Source organism: Roseateles sp. DB2, assembly GCF_051857535.1.
Taxonomy (GTDB): Bacteria; Pseudomonadota; Gammaproteobacteria; order Burkholderiales; family Burkholderiaceae_C; genus Roseateles_B.
This window is the reverse complement of record NZ_JBPZGY010000002.1, coordinates 398454-412707: the sequence shown is the minus strand read 5'-3', so window position 1 is coordinate 412707 and position 14254 is coordinate 398454. Positions and strand designations below refer to the sequence as shown.

The 14254-nt window shown below is 65.3% G+C and carries 18 protein-coding genes; 12 read left to right on the top strand and 6 right to left on the bottom strand.

All coding sequences use genetic code 11. The features are described from left to right. Window positions 1–160 precede the first annotated feature (160 nt). Entirely contained in the window at window positions 161–493 is a 333-nt protein-coding gene (locus ACS5PK_RS04365; protein ID WP_439439028.1) for a thioredoxin family protein, read from the bottom strand. Between the two features lie 260 nt (window positions 494–753). Between ACS5PK_RS04365 and ACS5PK_RS04360 the strand changes: the two genes are divergently transcribed. From ACS5PK_RS04360 to ACS5PK_RS04345, 4 genes are all read left to right on the top strand, one after another. Continuing rightward, the gene (locus tag ACS5PK_RS04360) at window positions 754–2196 is read left to right on the top strand and encodes a dihydrolipoyl dehydrogenase (RefSeq protein WP_439439027.1); all 1443 of its coding nucleotides are present in this window, start codon (window positions 754–756) and stop codon (window positions 2194–2196) included. Between the two features lie 36 nt (window positions 2197–2232). Next, window positions 2233–2862, top strand: coding sequence for a glutathione S-transferase family protein (locus tag ACS5PK_RS04355; RefSeq protein ID WP_439439026.1), 630 nt, complete (start codon window positions 2233–2235; stop codon window positions 2860–2862). A gap of 2 nt (window positions 2863–2864) precedes the next feature. Next, window positions 2865–3476: a glutathione S-transferase family protein gene (locus ACS5PK_RS04350; protein WP_439439025.1), complete on the top strand. Its 612-nt coding sequence runs from the start codon at window positions 2865–2867 to the stop codon at window positions 3474–3476. 98 nt (window positions 3477–3574) lie between these two features. After that, the gene (locus tag ACS5PK_RS04345; RefSeq protein ID WP_439439024.1) at window positions 3575–4060 is read left to right on the top strand and encodes a DUF1348 family protein; all 486 of its coding nucleotides are present in this window, start codon (window positions 3575–3577) and stop codon (window positions 4058–4060) included. A 114-nt stretch (window positions 4061–4174) separates the two neighbouring features. On the opposite strand, the gene ACS5PK_RS04340 is transcribed toward ACS5PK_RS04345, so the two are convergent. Next, on the bottom strand, window positions 4175–4843 hold the full coding sequence (locus tag ACS5PK_RS04340) for a TetR/AcrR family transcriptional regulator (RefSeq protein WP_439439023.1): 669 nt from the start codon (window positions 4841–4843) through the stop codon (window positions 4175–4177). Window positions 4844–4984: 141 nt separating this feature from the next. On the opposite strand from ACS5PK_RS04340, the gene ACS5PK_RS04335 reads away from it, so the two are divergent. After that, complete coding sequence (locus ACS5PK_RS04335; RefSeq protein ID WP_439439022.1) at window positions 4985–6004, top strand: zinc-dependent alcohol dehydrogenase family protein; 1020 nt, start codon at window positions 4985–4987, stop codon at window positions 6002–6004. A 53-nt stretch (window positions 6005–6057) separates the two neighbouring features. Then, the gene (locus ACS5PK_RS04330; RefSeq protein WP_439439021.1) at window positions 6058–6606 is read left to right on the top strand and encodes a carboxymuconolactone decarboxylase family protein; all 549 of its coding nucleotides are present in this window, start codon (window positions 6058–6060) and stop codon (window positions 6604–6606) included. A 73-nt stretch (window positions 6607–6679) separates the two neighbouring features. Here the strand turns inward: ACS5PK_RS04330 and ACS5PK_RS04325 are convergent, their stop codons facing one another. From ACS5PK_RS04325 to ACS5PK_RS04315, 3 genes are read right to left on the bottom strand one after another with little or no spacing between them, the layout of a single operon-like run. After that, complete coding sequence (locus ACS5PK_RS04325; protein ID WP_439439020.1) at window positions 6680–7615, bottom strand: PDR/VanB family oxidoreductase; 936 nt, start codon at window positions 7613–7615, stop codon at window positions 6680–6682. Beyond that, a complete protein-coding gene (locus tag ACS5PK_RS04320; protein ID WP_439439019.1) occupies window positions 7612–8544 on the bottom strand; it encodes a pyridoxamine 5'-phosphate oxidase family protein in 933 nt (310 codons plus the stop codon). Before ACS5PK_RS04320 ends, ACS5PK_RS04325 begins: the two co-directional genes overlap by 4 nt. Window positions 8545–8565: 21 nt before the next feature. Beyond that, a complete protein-coding gene (locus tag ACS5PK_RS04315; protein ID WP_439439018.1) occupies window positions 8566–8940 on the bottom strand; it encodes a DsrE family protein in 375 nt (124 codons plus the stop codon). A 570-nt stretch (window positions 8941–9510) separates the two neighbouring features. On the opposite strand from ACS5PK_RS04315, the gene ACS5PK_RS04310 reads away from it, so the two are divergent. From ACS5PK_RS04310 to ACS5PK_RS04285, 6 genes are all read left to right on the top strand, one after another. Next, on the top strand, window positions 9511–10014 hold the full coding sequence (locus ACS5PK_RS04310) for a YHS domain-containing (seleno)protein (protein WP_439439017.1): 504 nt from the start codon (window positions 9511–9513) through the stop codon (window positions 10012–10014). A 76-nt stretch (window positions 10015–10090) separates the two neighbouring features. Next, window positions 10091–10378 carry a BufA1 family periplasmic bufferin-type metallophore gene (locus ACS5PK_RS04305; RefSeq protein ID WP_439439016.1) on the top strand — a complete coding sequence of 96 codons (288 nt, stop codon included), beginning with the start codon at window positions 10091–10093 and terminating at the stop codon, window positions 10376–10378. Between the two features lie 46 nt (window positions 10379–10424). Further along, complete coding sequence (gene bufB / locus ACS5PK_RS04300; protein ID WP_439439015.1) at window positions 10425–11258, top strand: MNIO family bufferin maturase; 834 nt, start codon at window positions 10425–10427, stop codon at window positions 11256–11258. Beyond that, entirely contained in the window at window positions 11251–12027 is a 777-nt protein-coding gene (locus ACS5PK_RS04295; protein ID WP_439439014.1) for an HvfC/BufC family peptide modification chaperone, read from the top strand. Before bufB ends, ACS5PK_RS04295 begins: the two co-directional genes overlap by 8 nt. Window positions 12028–12093: 66 nt before the next feature. Beyond that, window positions 12094–12564, top strand: coding sequence for a DoxX family protein (locus ACS5PK_RS04290; protein ID WP_439439013.1), 471 nt, complete (start codon window positions 12094–12096; stop codon window positions 12562–12564). A gap of 82 nt (window positions 12565–12646) precedes the next feature. Next, entirely contained in the window at window positions 12647–13498 is an 852-nt protein-coding gene (locus tag ACS5PK_RS04285) for a cupin domain-containing protein (protein WP_439439012.1), read from the top strand. Between the two features lie 164 nt (window positions 13499–13662). Here the strand turns inward: ACS5PK_RS04285 and ACS5PK_RS04280 are convergent, their stop codons facing one another. Continuing rightward, the gene (locus tag ACS5PK_RS04280) at window positions 13663–14007 is read right to left on the bottom strand and encodes a hypothetical protein (protein ID WP_439439011.1); all 345 of its coding nucleotides are present in this window, start codon (window positions 14005–14007) and stop codon (window positions 13663–13665) included. Between the last annotated feature and the right edge of the window lie 247 nt (window positions 14008–14254).

Below are 14254 nucleotides of genomic sequence, written 5' to 3'. Positions count from 1 at the left end.
CTTGTGAGGGTGCTGCGTTCACGGCTTCAACGCCTGCAGTCGCGAAGTGTTCAGCCGTGCTCGACGGGGGCTTTCTTTGGGGGCTGAGCCAGGCAGCGCCGGCCTGTGTGTGGTCAGGCCGGGCACCCGGCTCGCCCGGGGCAGCGTGGGGTTCAGCGCGTCATGCCAGCGCGCTGTCGACGAAACGGCCCAGCTCGCCCGACGAGGCGGCCCCCAGACGGCTGGCGAGGACCTCGCCGTTGCGCACCAGGAGCAAGGTCGGCACGCTGCGGATGCCCACCTCCCGAGTCAGGTCGGGACAAGCGTCGATATCGATCTTGAGAACGCGCAATGACTCGGCACGCGACTGGGCAAAAGACTCCAGCACTGGCGCAAGGCCCTGGCAAGGACCGCACCAAGCGGCGGCGAAATCCACCAAGGTAGGCCGGTCGTCTTCCAGGGCCAGGACTTCGCGGGCGTGGCTGTCGCTACGGGCTTCGAGAACTGATTTCATGATCGCTGCTTCTTTGTCGCTGGAGAGGCTCCATTACATGCGTCAGCCGTTGCCGCTTCAAGCAGGCCGAGCGAATCGGAGCATTCCGCGCAGCGTATGGAATCAACACTGCCGCCTTCAATGAATCCCATTGTTCCGCCATGCGTAGCAGTGACTTCGCTGCCATGGTGGTTCACTTGCGATCGACAACTGCGCACAGTGGAGTCCTTGCCAAGCGACTGGCGCTTGGTTGACACCCTCGCCATCCAAAGGAACGCCGCATGCGTGAGCACCAAGTTGACGTTGCCATCATCGGCAGTGGGACGGCCGGCATGTCCGCCTACCGCGCTGCCTTGGCGCACTCCTCCCGCGTTCTCGCCATCGAGGGCGGCCCCTACGGCACCACCTGCGCCCGCGTAGGCTGCATGCCCAGCAAGCTGCTGATCGCAGCAGCCGAGGCGGCCCATGCCGTGGCCGAGGCCGGGCGCTTTGGCGTCCGCGTCGACACGCCGGCTCGTATCGACGGCGCGGCCGTGATGGACCGGGTGCGCAGCGAGCGCGATCGCTTTGTGGGCTTCGTCACCGAGGCAGTCCAAGGCTGGGCGCCGGAGCACCGACTGCAAGGCTGGGCGCGCTTCACGGCACCACAGACGCTGGAAGTCAAAGGCCATGACGGCGAGCTGCATCGGGTGCATGCAGCGCGCATCGTCATCGCCACCGGCTCCGAGCCGCACGTGGAGCCCGCCTGGTCGGCGGCGCTGGGGGATCGGCTGATCCGCAACGATGAACTGTTTGACTGGCAGACCCTGCCCGCAGCCGTGCTGGTGCTGGGCACGGGTGTGATCGCGCTGGAGTTGGCCCAGGCATTGCATCGCCTGGGGGTGCGGGTGCGGGTGCTAGGCCGCAGCCAGCGCGTGGGCCCGCTCACCGACCCGGCACTGCAGGACTTGTCACGCGAACTGTTCGGCAAGGAGCTGCCACTGTCGCTGAGCCAAGTCACCCCCCGCTTGCGGCGCGAGGGCGATGAAGTTCTGCTGGAGCTGGACGGGCGCGTCGAACGCTTTGACTTCGCGCTTGCTGCCGCCGGGCGCCGTCCGCGGCTGGCGAACCTGGGACTGGAGCACAGCGGACTGCCCGTGCAGGCCGACGGGCAGTTGCCCTTCGATCGCCGAACCGGGCAGGTCGGCGACGCCCCGGTGTTCATCGCCGGCGATGCCAATGGTGAGCGGGAACTGCTGCATGAGGCTGCCGACGAAGGACGCATCGCGGGCGACAACGCCGGCCGCTGGCCCGATGTGCGCGTGCGGCCCCGCCGAGCACCGCTGGCCGTCGTGTTCAGCGATCCCCAGATGGCCATCGCCGGGTGCAGCCACGCGGAACTGCTGGCGGCGGGCACCCCGTTTCTCACCGGTCAGGTTTCGTTTGCCGACCAAGGCCGCAGCCGCGTGATGGGCGTCAACCGCGGCGCGCTGCATGTATACGCCGAAGCGGGGAGCGGACGCCTGCTTGGCGCCGAGATGCTGGGGCCACGCGCCGAGCATCTGGGCCATCTGCTCGCCTGGTCGGTGCAGCGCGGCGACACCGTGCAACAGATGCTGGACAGCCCCTTCTACCACCCGGTCATCGAAGAAGGCCTGCGCACGGCGCTGCGCCTGTTGCAGCGTGAACTGCGCATGGGCCCACCGCCTGTGGAGCGTTGCCTGGACTGCGGGCCGGGCGCCTGAGTTCCATCGATTCATCACTTCAAAACACCGACAACCATGATCGACGTCTACTACGCCCCCACGCCCAATGGCGTGAAGATCCCCATCGCGCTGGAGGAACTGGGCGTGCCCTATCGCATCGTGCCCGTCAATCTGGGCCGTGACGAACAAAAGCGCCCGGACTTCCTGGCACTCAATCCCAACGGGCGCATCCCGGTGATCGTCGACCCCGAAGGGCCCGAGGGTGAGCCGGTGTCGGTGTTCGAATCAGGTGCCATCCTGCTCTACCTGGCCGAGAAGTTTGGCGGGCTGATGCCGTCCGCGCCGAGGGATCGGATTCGCGCCTTGGAGTACCTGTTCTTCCAAGTCGGCGGCGTCGGCCCCATGTTCGGGCAGGCAGGGTGGTTCATGCGGCAGCCCGAGCGCATCACCGTGGGCATCGAGCGATATCAAGCGGAGTCGCGCCGCTTGACTGCCGTGCTGGAGACACGGCTGCAAGAGGCCAGCTGGCTGGCCGGCCAGAGTTTCTCGGTGGCCGACATTGCCCACTTTGGCTGGCTGCGCGTGGCCGACTATGCCGGCGTCCGTCTCGATGCCTACCCGGCGGTGCAGGACTGGGTCCAGCGCATCGCAAGTCGGCCCGCTGTTCAGCGGGCTCTGGATCCAGTCCAAAGCGCCCGAGGGTGATCATGAAGCTGTATCACTTCCCCCTGTCCGGCAACGCGCACAAGGTGCGCCTCATGCTGTCCCTGCTGGGGCTGCCGCATGAGGCGGAGGTGCCCACGGGCGGTGCGCACAAGCAGCCCGAGTTCCTGGCCATGAACCCCTTCGGCCAAGTGCCGGTGCTGGTGGACGGCGAGGTGGTGGTGCGTGACAGCCAGGCCATCCTCGTCTACCTGGCGGCGCGCTACGGTGGCCCGGCCTGGTGGCCGGAGGACCCGGCTCGCCTGGCTGCCGTGCAGGCATGGCTGTCCACGGCCGCCAATGAGGTGGCGCATGGGCCGGCCCTGCTGCGCATGCACCGCAAGTTCGGCCGCCCCATCGATCTGGAGGCCACCACGCAGCGCAGCCAGGCCTTGCTCACCCTGCTGGATGCGCAGCTGCGCGATCGGCCCTGGCTGGTGCGGGGCGATCAGCCCAGCATCGCCGACCTGGCCATCTACCCCTACATCGCACTCGCCCCCGAGGGCGGCCTGGATCTCTCACCTCACCGCCATCTGATGGCTTGGCTGACTCGCATGCAGGCACTGCCTGGCCATGTGGACATGCCTGGCCTGTGGCGCCCCACTCTCCAAGAATGAACATCACCCATCGACCCGATCTCACCCGGCGGGACTTGCTTGTGGCTGGCGCCGCAAGCGCCACCGCCGGATTTCTCAACCCCAGCCTTGCAAACCCCATGAGCACCACCCCCACCGACGCACCGCGCCCCCCATTGCCTCCGTTCAGCCGTGAGACGGCGATCCAGAAAGTCCGTGCAGCCGAGGACGCCTGGAACACGCGCGATGCCAAACGTGTGACCCTGGCCTACACGGCCAACAGCCGCTGGCGCAACCGGGCCGAGATCTTCCAGGGCCGTGAGGCCATCCAGGCCTTTTTGGAGCGCAAATGGGCCAAGGAGCAGGAGTACCGCCTGATCAAGGAGCTGTGGGCCGTGAGCGAGAACCGCATCGCCGTGCGTTTCGCCTATGAATGGCGCGATGACTCCGGCCAGTGGTATCGCGCCTACGGCAATGAGAACTGGGAGTTCGATGCCTTGGGCTATATGGCTGTGCGCCACGCCAGCATCAATGACCTGCCCATCAAGCCTGAAGAGCGCAAGTTCCACTGGCCCCAAGGTCGACGGCCGGATGATCACCCTTCCTTGAGCGATCTGGGCCTGTGAACGTCCGGGGCTGACTTCAGACAAACGCTCGCCAAAGGGCGCCCCAGCTGGGGCGCCCTTTTTTCCTGGGGCCGCCACTCGGACGCAGACAAGACGGCGTGTGGGCGCCCCGCGCTAGCGGCCGCGAACGCCTGTGCTCACAGGGGCCGGCCATGCCGCCATGGCCACGTCCACCATGCGCAGCAGGCTGCTGGTGCTGGCGCCATCACGCGCCTGAATCGCCAAGCCTTGGATCACCAGCGCAAAAAAGCCGGCCAGGGCGGCACAGTCCGTGCCGGCGGCCAACTCACCCTCGGCGCGAGCGCGCCTGAGTCGTTGCTCGATCGCCTGCCTGGCCTGCAGGCGCATGGCTTCGGTTTGCGCGTGCTGGGCGGCGTTGGCGGGCGCGCCTTGCAGGCCGGCGGTCGACACCATGCAGCCAGCCTCATGGCTGGGGTCGGTGTACTGGCGACAGGCCGCCCGCAGGGCTTGCTCCATGCACGCGCGCGCCGACAGATCAGCCAGCAGGGCATCGCCAAGGAAGGCGCCATGGCGCTGCGCGTAAAGGTCCAGACATTCCCGATAGAGCGACTCCTTGTTGCCAAAAGCCGCATACAGGCTGGGTGGCGCAATGCCCATGGCGCCGGCCAAGGTGGCCGTGGACACGCCTTCGTAGCCATGCCGCCAGAAAAGACCCAACGCCAGGTCCAGCGCCGCGGCGCGGTCGAAGCTGCGCGGGCGTCCTGGCAGGCGGGGGCCCTCTGGCTCATTGGCAGGGTTGCTAGCTGATTTTGGCTGAGGCATGAATGAATTGTATGGATCCCTACATAAACAAGCGAATAGCGATTGCTGCCACGCGAAATTCAATCTTGCATCAATCGGAACACTGCGATGAACTCGCGCCGTCTACCATTTGTGTATCGGTCACTACACAAACATGATCTCATGAACAGACAGTTCACCATCACCATTGACGGCATGCATGCACGGCTTCAGGCGCAGACTCGCGCAGCGCAGCACGAGGTCGCAGCCGGCCAGGTTCTTCTGCAAGTAGATGCAGCGAGCCTGAACTACCGCGACCTGCTTACCTTGCAGGGCGCCGCCAGCGGGGCGGCGCGCGATGGCCTCGTTCCCCTGTCTGATGCCGTCGGGACTGTGCTCGCCGTAGGCGACGGCGTGCAGGGCTGGCAGGTGGGTGATCGCGCCATCCCCAACTTCTTCCCGGCCTGGATTGAAGGCCGCTTCGACCCTGTCCATCTGCAGAACGCCCTGGGAGGCGGCAATACCGACGGCGTCCTGAGCCAGCGGCTGGAGGTGCCTGCTCAGTCGCTGGTAGCACCTGCTGCGCACCTCAGCGATGAAGAAGCCTCCACCCTGCCTTGTGCCGGCTTGACGGCCTGGCACGCCTTGTTCGAGCGTGGCCCTGTCATGGCCGGCGACACTGTGCTGGTGCAAGGCACCGGCGGTGTGGCGCTGTTCGGACTGCAGCTGGCCGCTGCCGTGGGGGCTCGAGTCATCGTCACGTCCTCCTCGCATGTCAAGCTGGAACGGGCCCGGCAACTGGGTGCCTGGGCCACCATCCACTACGGCGAAACCCCGGCGTGGGACGAGCAGGTCCTGGCGCTGACCGATGGACGGGGCGCAGACCACATCTTGGAGCTGGGCGGGCCGGACACCTATGACCGCTCCATCCGCGCGGTGGCACCCGGCGGGCGCATCGCACAGATCGGTGTGCTCAGCGGCTTCAATGCCCGCCCCGACATCCAACCCCTGCAATTCAAGAACGCCCGAATCGACGGCATCTGCGTAGGCTCCGTGGCTCAGTTGCGGCGGCTGAATCAGTTCATGGCGCAGCACGCCATTCACCCTGTCATTGATCGCGTGTTCGACTTCGAGGACAGCCCCGCGGCCTACACGCACCTGGCCTCCGGGCAGCACTTCGGCAAGCTTGTGATCCGCCTGTGATCTGGCGCGTCAACCGCTGCCACCCACACCCCTTCTGCAACTGAAAGAAGCCAATGAGCGCATTTCCCATCCATACCCCTGCCTCCGCACCTTCCGCCGCGCAAGCGCTGCTCGCGCAAGCCCAGGAACGCTACGGCTTTGTGCCCCATCTTTTTGCGGGCATGGCCAGCGCCCCGGCCTTGCTGGCGGCCTATGTCGACACCTCCGAGGCCTATGCCTCCAGCAGTCTGAGTGCGATTGAACAGCAAGTGGTGAGCCTCACCGCCAGCCGCCTGCACGAATGCCACTACTGCGTGGCCGCACACAGCACCATCGCCCGCATGCAGCGCCTGGATCCCGCGGTGGTGCAGGCCTTGCGCCAGGGCGTGCCGCTGCCAGATACCAAGCTGGAAGCGCTGCGTCAGTTCACGCAACAGATGGTGGAACAACGCGGCTGGGCGCGTCCCGGGCAGTTGGAATCCCTGCTGGCAGCTGGCTACTCGCAGCAAAGCGCTTTGGAGGTTGTGCTGGGCATCGCCATGAAAGTGATGTCCAACTACAGCAACCATCTCGTCGGCACGCCGCTGGACGCCGCCTTCCAGTCCGAAGCCATTGAGGCCTGAAGTGATTGCCGGCTCGACACGCACTCGCCCGCTCGACGGCCGGAGGGGACGGCGTCGGTCACGAGCCCTGGCCTTACAAGTCCAGCGTCAGGCTTTCGCTGCTGGCCCAGCCCACGCAGATGCACAGGCCCTCGGCGCGCTGCGCAGGGTTCAGGCAGACGTCGCGATGCACCGGGCTGCCGTCGAGCACGCGGCTGTGGCATTGCCCGCATTCGCCGCGTTTGCAGTCGTAGGCGACAAAGGCGTCAGCGGCAATCAGCGCATCCAGAATGCTGGTGCCCGGTTGAACGTCAACCACCATGCTGCTCTGCGCAAGATGCACGCGGATCGGCCTGTCGCCCTGCTGCGTACGGGCACCAAAGCTCTCGAAGTGCACTGACGAGATCGGCCAGCCCAGACCGGCGCTGTGCTCTCGCAAGCCATTCAACAAGGGCGACGGGCCACAGGCATGCAGGCTGGCGCCGGGACTGAAGGGGCCCAGCAGGGCATCCAACGCCGGCGGCTTGGCCCCCACATGCAGGTGCAGACGCGCATTGGGCAAGGCGCGCAGTTCGTCCAACAGCACCAGCCGCTCCTCGCTGCGCGCCAGGTAATGCAGCTCGAAGGGCTGTCCCCTGTTGTTCAAGGCATGGGCCATGGCATGCATGGGCGTGATGCCGATGCCGCCGGCCACCAGCACGGTGCGGCCCTGCTCGGCTTGCAGCGGGAAGCTGTCGAACGGCCCCTCCACATCGAGCGCCTGCCCTGACACCAGTTGCTGATGTATCCAACGCGAGCCGCCGCGCGAGGCCGGGTCGAGCAACACGGCAATGCGGTATTCCTCGGCTGCGCCTTCTGTGCCGATGAGGGAGTAATGGCGCTCCAGCCACTGGCCGTCGGCGACCGGGAGTTGCAGCCTCAGATGCGCGCCTGCGGACCATGGTGGCAAGACCTGACCCTGCGGATGCCGCAGGCGAATTTCCAGGACCTCAGCGCCATGGCGCAGCAATTGGTGGACGATCAGTTTCATGCAATGACCTCGGGATTGAAGGGCGAGGCGTCCAGGAACTCCCAGCTCAGGGGCATGGCCTGCTCGCGCAGCAGCCACTCCTCGATCTCAAATTCCCAGAATCGGCCAGTGCCTCCGGTGCGCCCCTGCGGGTCTGCCTGGTCCCACAGCAAGCGGGCCCGGCCCGTCAGGTGCAGGAGTCGACCTGTCGTGAAGTCCGGCACCACCAGACCGCAGGCCGGATCCAGGGCGAGATTGCCCATGGTGTTGAACAGGCTGTTGCCTGCGTAGTCGGGTACGCGCAGGTGTTGTGCGTCGAGGCGCTCGATAAAGCCGGCCGGACCGCCACGGTGCGAGGCATCAAGCGAGCCACCCGGCGCGCCGCTTGCCATGAAGAGTGTGTCCGCCGCACTGAGCAGCGCAGCGCTGTCCTCGTCGAGCGCATGGCCGCGTCGCACGCAGTTGGGGTCGGCTGGATGGGCGTCTCCCGCTGTGCCCTGCGGATGACGACGCTGTATGTATTTGGGGCAGTTGGGATAGGCCTCGTCGATGCCCACACGCAGCAGCTGATCATCGACATGCGCGACATGACCGTTCACGCGGTAGCGGCGCCGGGTCGAGAGTTCAATGAACAGCAGACCGGCCTGTGAGCCGAGGGCCAGCTCCTGCCAGAAGGGATCGTCGGCCTGGCGCTGCGCGAGGCTAGACGCGATCTCGATGCTGCGGCCGTCCGGGCTGCGCAGAAAGCCCGGCGGCCCGAACAGCAGCGAGGCCCAGAGCTGGCCTCGCTCTGTACGGGCCGCGGTGGCGACCATGACTTGCTTTTCGATGAAGGGGCGGGCGCCCGCAATCACCGTGTCGGTGATCACGCTGGCGTTGCGCGCCGCGATCGCCGCCTCTCCGGCGCGCGCCTGCACGGCACGCTCGCCATCGTGGAATGCATGGGTCATGGTCGTCTCCCGCCTGCTGGCTTAGAAGGTGAAGACGGTGAAGCCGTCTGCCACCAGCTTGCCCAGGCTGGGCAGGCCGGAGGTGCCGGGCACGCTGTTGTCGGTGATCAGGTCGAAGCCGCTCTTCACCGCATCTTCACGCGAGCCGAACACGTCGGCGCAGCCGCAAGACACGCCTGCGATCTCGTTTTCCACGGCCTTGAACAGGGCATGCACCGGGTGGTCGGCCTGGCTGATCACGCCGGGCCAGCGGGTGCCTGCGCCCTGGAAGTAGATGGACACGTCCGTGCCGCGCTGCTTGAAATCGTAGGCGGCGGCCAGGCCGTTGAACATGCGTCCCAGAGCGTCTTCGCCGCCGTTCTTCGGGTCGGACAGGATGATGATGGCTGCTTTCATGGTGCTTCCTTGGTGAGTTCGAATCAGAGTGATGGAGGTCCTGCAAGGGGCTGCAGGCCTGGGACTGAACTCTAGGGATCGAGCCGCGCTTCAGAAATCACTTGCACGGCAATGGGCTGTTCCGGCGCGCGGAAGAATGCCCCGGGCTGCACGCCCTGGCGCGTCGACACGGCACGCCTGCAGCAAGGGCAGAGCGAGCCGGCTCTGGCAGGCAAGTGCGAGGAAAGACTGCAGCGGGCCGCAGGCGCAAAGGCCATCGCGAAGGAACTGGGTCACCAGCGGCGGCCTGGCGACGACAAGGTCCCCCTCACAGCAACGCAAGACGAATGGGACAGCGAATGAGACGCGCAGTCACCACGGCAGGGGCGCCGATTTCTAAAGTTCAGTCCATGCAGTCGGTGCAGGCCCAGCGAAAGCAAGAGGCCCTGGCTCAGCTGCTGTGGCACCGGAGGTCGCGGCGATCTTGAATCTTGTACGCCGAGCGACTTCAGCACTTCCGCTTGCACTCAGGGGTTGGCCTGAGGCAAGTCATTCAGAACCTCCAACCGATTCGCCCCAGAAAGGCACATCATGTCCAAGAGTTATTTCCGTGTTTCCCTGGTCGCCGTGGCGGCCGCTGCAGCACTGACTGCCGGCTTCGCACCGTCCGCCGCGTTCGCCTATGACGATAACTCCACCGCGGCCGTGAACGTCGACAGCAAGGGCATCGGCCTGCGTGGCCACGACCCCGTGGCCTATCACACCGTGGGCACGCCCACCGCGGGCAAGGCTGAGTTCTCGGCCAAGCACAACGGTGTGACCTATCTGTTCGCCAGCGCCGCCAATCGCGATGCCTTCAATGCCAATCCCGGCAAGTACGAACCGGCTTACGGCGGTTTCTGCGCGATGGGCGTGGCCCTGGAAAAGAAGCTGGACGGCGACCCGACCGCCTGGAAGCTGGTGGACGGCAAGCTGCATCTGAACGTGAACAAGGACGTTCAGAAGAAGTGGCTGGAAGACGTGCCGGGCAACAACAAGAAGGCCGATGCGAACTGGCCTGCCATCAAGGCCAAGACCCCCAAGTCCCTGGCTTGATGCTGAAGCGGGGGGCGCGCCGACCTGAGATGAGCGCGCCCTTCCATCCCTCCCTTCCCAGCGAGTCCCACACATCATGAGCACTCGACGACACCTCATCACGGCCCTGGCATTGGCGGCGGCTGTGCAGGGCGCGGCCCTGGCGGCTGAGAACAAGCCGAGCGGCGGCAAGCCCGGCATGGAGAAGTGCTATGGCATCTCATTGGCCGGGCAGAACGACTGCGCCGCAGGCCCCGGAACCAGTTGTGCCGGCACCTCCAAGGTGAACTACCAAGGCAATGCCTGGAAGAAGGTGCCCGCAGGGACCTGCGTCACCATCAAGACGCCCAAAGGCCAGGGCTCGCTCACACCGCTCAAGGCCTGAGTCGGGCGGGTATTGACTCTGCTTCGCCGCAGGAAAGAGCGCCATCGTGCAGCCGACTATCGGGCTGAGCTTCAAGCCCCAGCATTTTCAGCAGGTCATGCAGGCGCAAGCCGAAGGCCTGTGGTTCGAGGTGCATCCCGAGAACTACATGGCCGACGGTGGGCCCCGCCCGCGCATGCTCGCTGCACTGGCCGAACGCCACCCAGTGGCGCTGCACGGCGTGTCGCTTTCATTGGCGGGGCCGGAGCCTCTGGATCTGCAGCATCTGCGTCGTCTTCGACACCTGATCGACCAGGTGAAGCCGGTCCGCCTGTCCGAGCATCTTGCCTGGTCGCGCCTGGGGACACGCTATGTGCCTGACCTGCTGCCCGCGCCGCGCACAAGCGCGCTGCTGGAACGGGTCGTCGCCCACGTAGACCAGGTGCAGCAGGCGACCGGCATGCGTCTGGCGCTGGAGAACCCCAGTCACTACCTGAGCCTGGAGGGGCATGAGTTCAGCGAACCGCATTTCCTGAACGAAGTGGTCCGCCGCACAGCCTGCGCCTTGCTCGTGGATGTGAACAACCTCCACGTGAGCGCCAGCAACATCCATAAGCACGCCAGCGATTGGCTGGCAGAGATTGATGTTGAGGCCATCAGCGAGATCCACCTCGCTGGGCACAGCGAGGACCCCCAACTCGGGCCCCAATTGCTCATCGATTCCCACGACGGCCCGGTCTCCGAGGAGGTGCTGGCGCTGTACGCCGCTTTGTGTCAGCGCATCGGCCCGCGCCCCACGCTGATTGAGTGGGACGAAGCCGTGCCGGATTTCTCCGTGCTCTGGCAAGAGCGAGCGCGCGTTCAGGCTGCCACTCCAGCGTGGAGCTTTGCCCATGACTAACAACCCCTCCGGCTTCTACACACAATTCCTGACCAGCATCGATGGCTGGCATCTGCTGGCCGGCACCGATGTGGAAGCCGGGCTGGCCCCTGCGCCAGCAGCCACGGCCGTCTATGCCAACACCGGCCTGCGCGCTGCCATCGAGTCCCTGGAGGCCAACTTCCTCAGCGTCTCCAACTGGCTGGGCGGCCCCTGGTTCTGGCCGGCGGCCACTGCATTTGCGCGCGCTCACCCGCCTCTGGAAGGCCGGCTGTTTCTGTACGGCGATGGCTTCCCGGAGTTCCTGGCCTCGCTGGAACATGCGCAACTGGCCCGTTACACCAGCGATCTGGCCTGGGTGGACTGGATGTGCATGCGCGCCCATGCGGCAGGCGATCATCTGCCGCTGACCGCCACTCGCTTGGCCACGGTGCCAGCCAAGGCCTTGCCTGGCTTGCAGCTGAAAGTGGCACCGGCGACGCATTGGAAGGTCTCGCCAGGCTACGCACTGGTCGAGCTGTGGCGCAGCGCGCGCGCTGGGCACACCGAGATCGAGATCAAGCCGAAGGCGAGCGCCGGTGTGCTGGTGACCCGACCCGAAGACGAGGTCTGGGTACACGAAGTTCCGATCGCCAGCTTGCACCTGCTGGATGCGCTTGCAGCGGGACAGAGCCTTGGCAAGGCCGCCGCTCATGCCAGCAGCCAGGCATCTTCAAGCCACCCGTTCGACCTTCAGGCGGCGCTGAGCGCACTGCTCGATAACGGCGCTCTCCTGATGCCGACCACCTGAGAGGGCCTCAGCCCTCTGCGCCCGCACCTGCCATTCCCCCGAGTACTCCCACAGAAGGAAGCCATCGTGAACGCTCGCCCTCCCGCGCTGCTGCATGCGCATCAAGCTCTGGTTCACTGGGCTGGACATCTCTTCTCCGACACCCTCGTCTTGCTGGCAGCTCGTCTGGCCATAGCCGGCATCTTCTGGCGCTCAGGGCGAACCAAGGTCGATGGATGGTTCACCCTCAGCGACTCGGCCGTGGCCTTGTTCGCGGAGGAGTACCAGCTCCCGTGGGTGGACCCGGAGCTGGCTGCTTCGCTGGCAGCGCTTGCCGAACATGCGCTGCCGATTCTGCTGGTCCTGGGCTTGGCCACACGCTATGCAGCCATCGGCCTCCTCATCATGACACTGGTGATCCAGCTCCTGGTCTACCCGGACGCGTGGCCCACGCATCTCAGTTGGATGAGTCTGCTGGCCTTGATCGTGGCCCGTGGTGCCGGCGCGCTGTCCGTCGACGCGACACTCTCCCAGCGATTGTTTCGCTCTGCGCAATGAGCTTTTGCGACGGACGTGGCTTGGCATCCCTGGAGCTGGCAGTCGATGATGTCGCATCTCCGCAGCACAAGTGCAGGCTCACATGTCAGACGAAATCGATACCTTGTTGACGCGTTTCGAGCTCAGATCGCGGGTGTTCTTCTCAGGGCAACTCTGCGGCGTCGCGAACTTCGACGATGGCCAAGGTGTGGGTCATTTGCATGTGATGCGACAGGGGCAACTGGAGGTATTGCTGCCCGACGGCTCGGTTCAAGCGGTGAACGCCCCGGCGGCCCTGTTCTTTCCTCGTGCGACGCCGCATCGTTTGCGCGCGCCCGAAGTCGGTGGTCCCGATTTGATCTGTGCGTCGGTTGTCTGTGGTGCGCCCTTCGGCCAGCACTTGATGGCGGAGCTTCCCGCCATGTTGGTCATCCCTCTGGAGCAACATGCCGGCTTGCAAATGAGCCTGCATCTCTTGTTTGAAGAAGCGTTTTGCAAGCGCCAAGGGCGAGCAGCAGCCATCGACCGCTTGAGCGAACTGGTGCTCATCCATCTGCTGAGAGAAGTGCTGACGCAGGGCCATTTGAAGACCGGCGTGCTGGGCGGCTTGGCCGACCCTCGCCTGGCCCGGGCCTTGCACGCCATTCACACCGACGCCGCAAGGCCCTGGACACTGGAGCAGCTCGCCATCGTGGCGGGTATGTCGCGCGCGCGCTTTGCGGCGCAGTTCACCCAGGTCGTTGGGCAATCACCGGGCGAGTACCTGTCAAGCTGGCGCATTGGCCTGGCACAAAGCCTCCTCAGCAAGGGCCGCCAAGTCAAACATATCGCTGACGAGGTGGGTTACGGCAGTGCCTCAGCGCTGACCCGGGCTTTCGTCCTCAAGACTGGCATGGCACCCACCGATTGGTTGGCAAGCAAGCGTGCAGGTGCGCACGCTGCGCTCAATAGCTAGGAAGGTCCTTCGCGGAATTGACCCGTGAGCTGCTGCCGGTTTCTAAGACACCTTGTTAAGGTGAAAGATGAAGTCTTCATGACGAAATCTCAGACGTTCTCAGGGAGCGGGCCGCCCAGCGCGGCCTTGACCTTGTCGACGTTGATACCGACCGTCGTATAGCCCTACAACCAGATGACCAGAAACTTGTTGCCGGGATCAACCTTGGAGAGCCGCTCATTGATGCTCGGGTCGATGTTCTTGAGGTTCGGGATCTTCGGCTTGTCCAGCTCCTGCAGCAGCCCACCGAGGATCTGGAGACCAGCCCCATTTGATCCGGGCACCACCACGTCGTAGCGGACCTTGATGGCCGTCTCCTTCTCGAACTTCTGGATGGTCTCCTCGGAGATGTAGTCCGGCCAGTTGTAGACGTTCCGGACCTTTGCTTCTTCCGCCTGCGCAGCGCCTCCGTCGGCGAAGAGCAGAGCGCCAAGAAGCGTCAGGGCACAGCGGGCTAGCGAGAGTTTCATCAGGGGATCTCCGTAAAGTCGAGCGATGGGGAGGGCAGGATCGAGAGAAGTGATCAGCCCTTGCTGCTGCCTAGTACCGGCATTCGAGGGGACAGCGGCGCCAACGTTAGGGGGGCGTCCGCCTTGTATGTCAGCCCGCGGGAGGACAGACGTCATCGCCACGAACAAACGGAGCGCATTGCACGTTGCCATGCAGCAGCAAGCCGCCGATGCACGCACCGCGCGTGGGCATCGGCGGTGCTGAGCC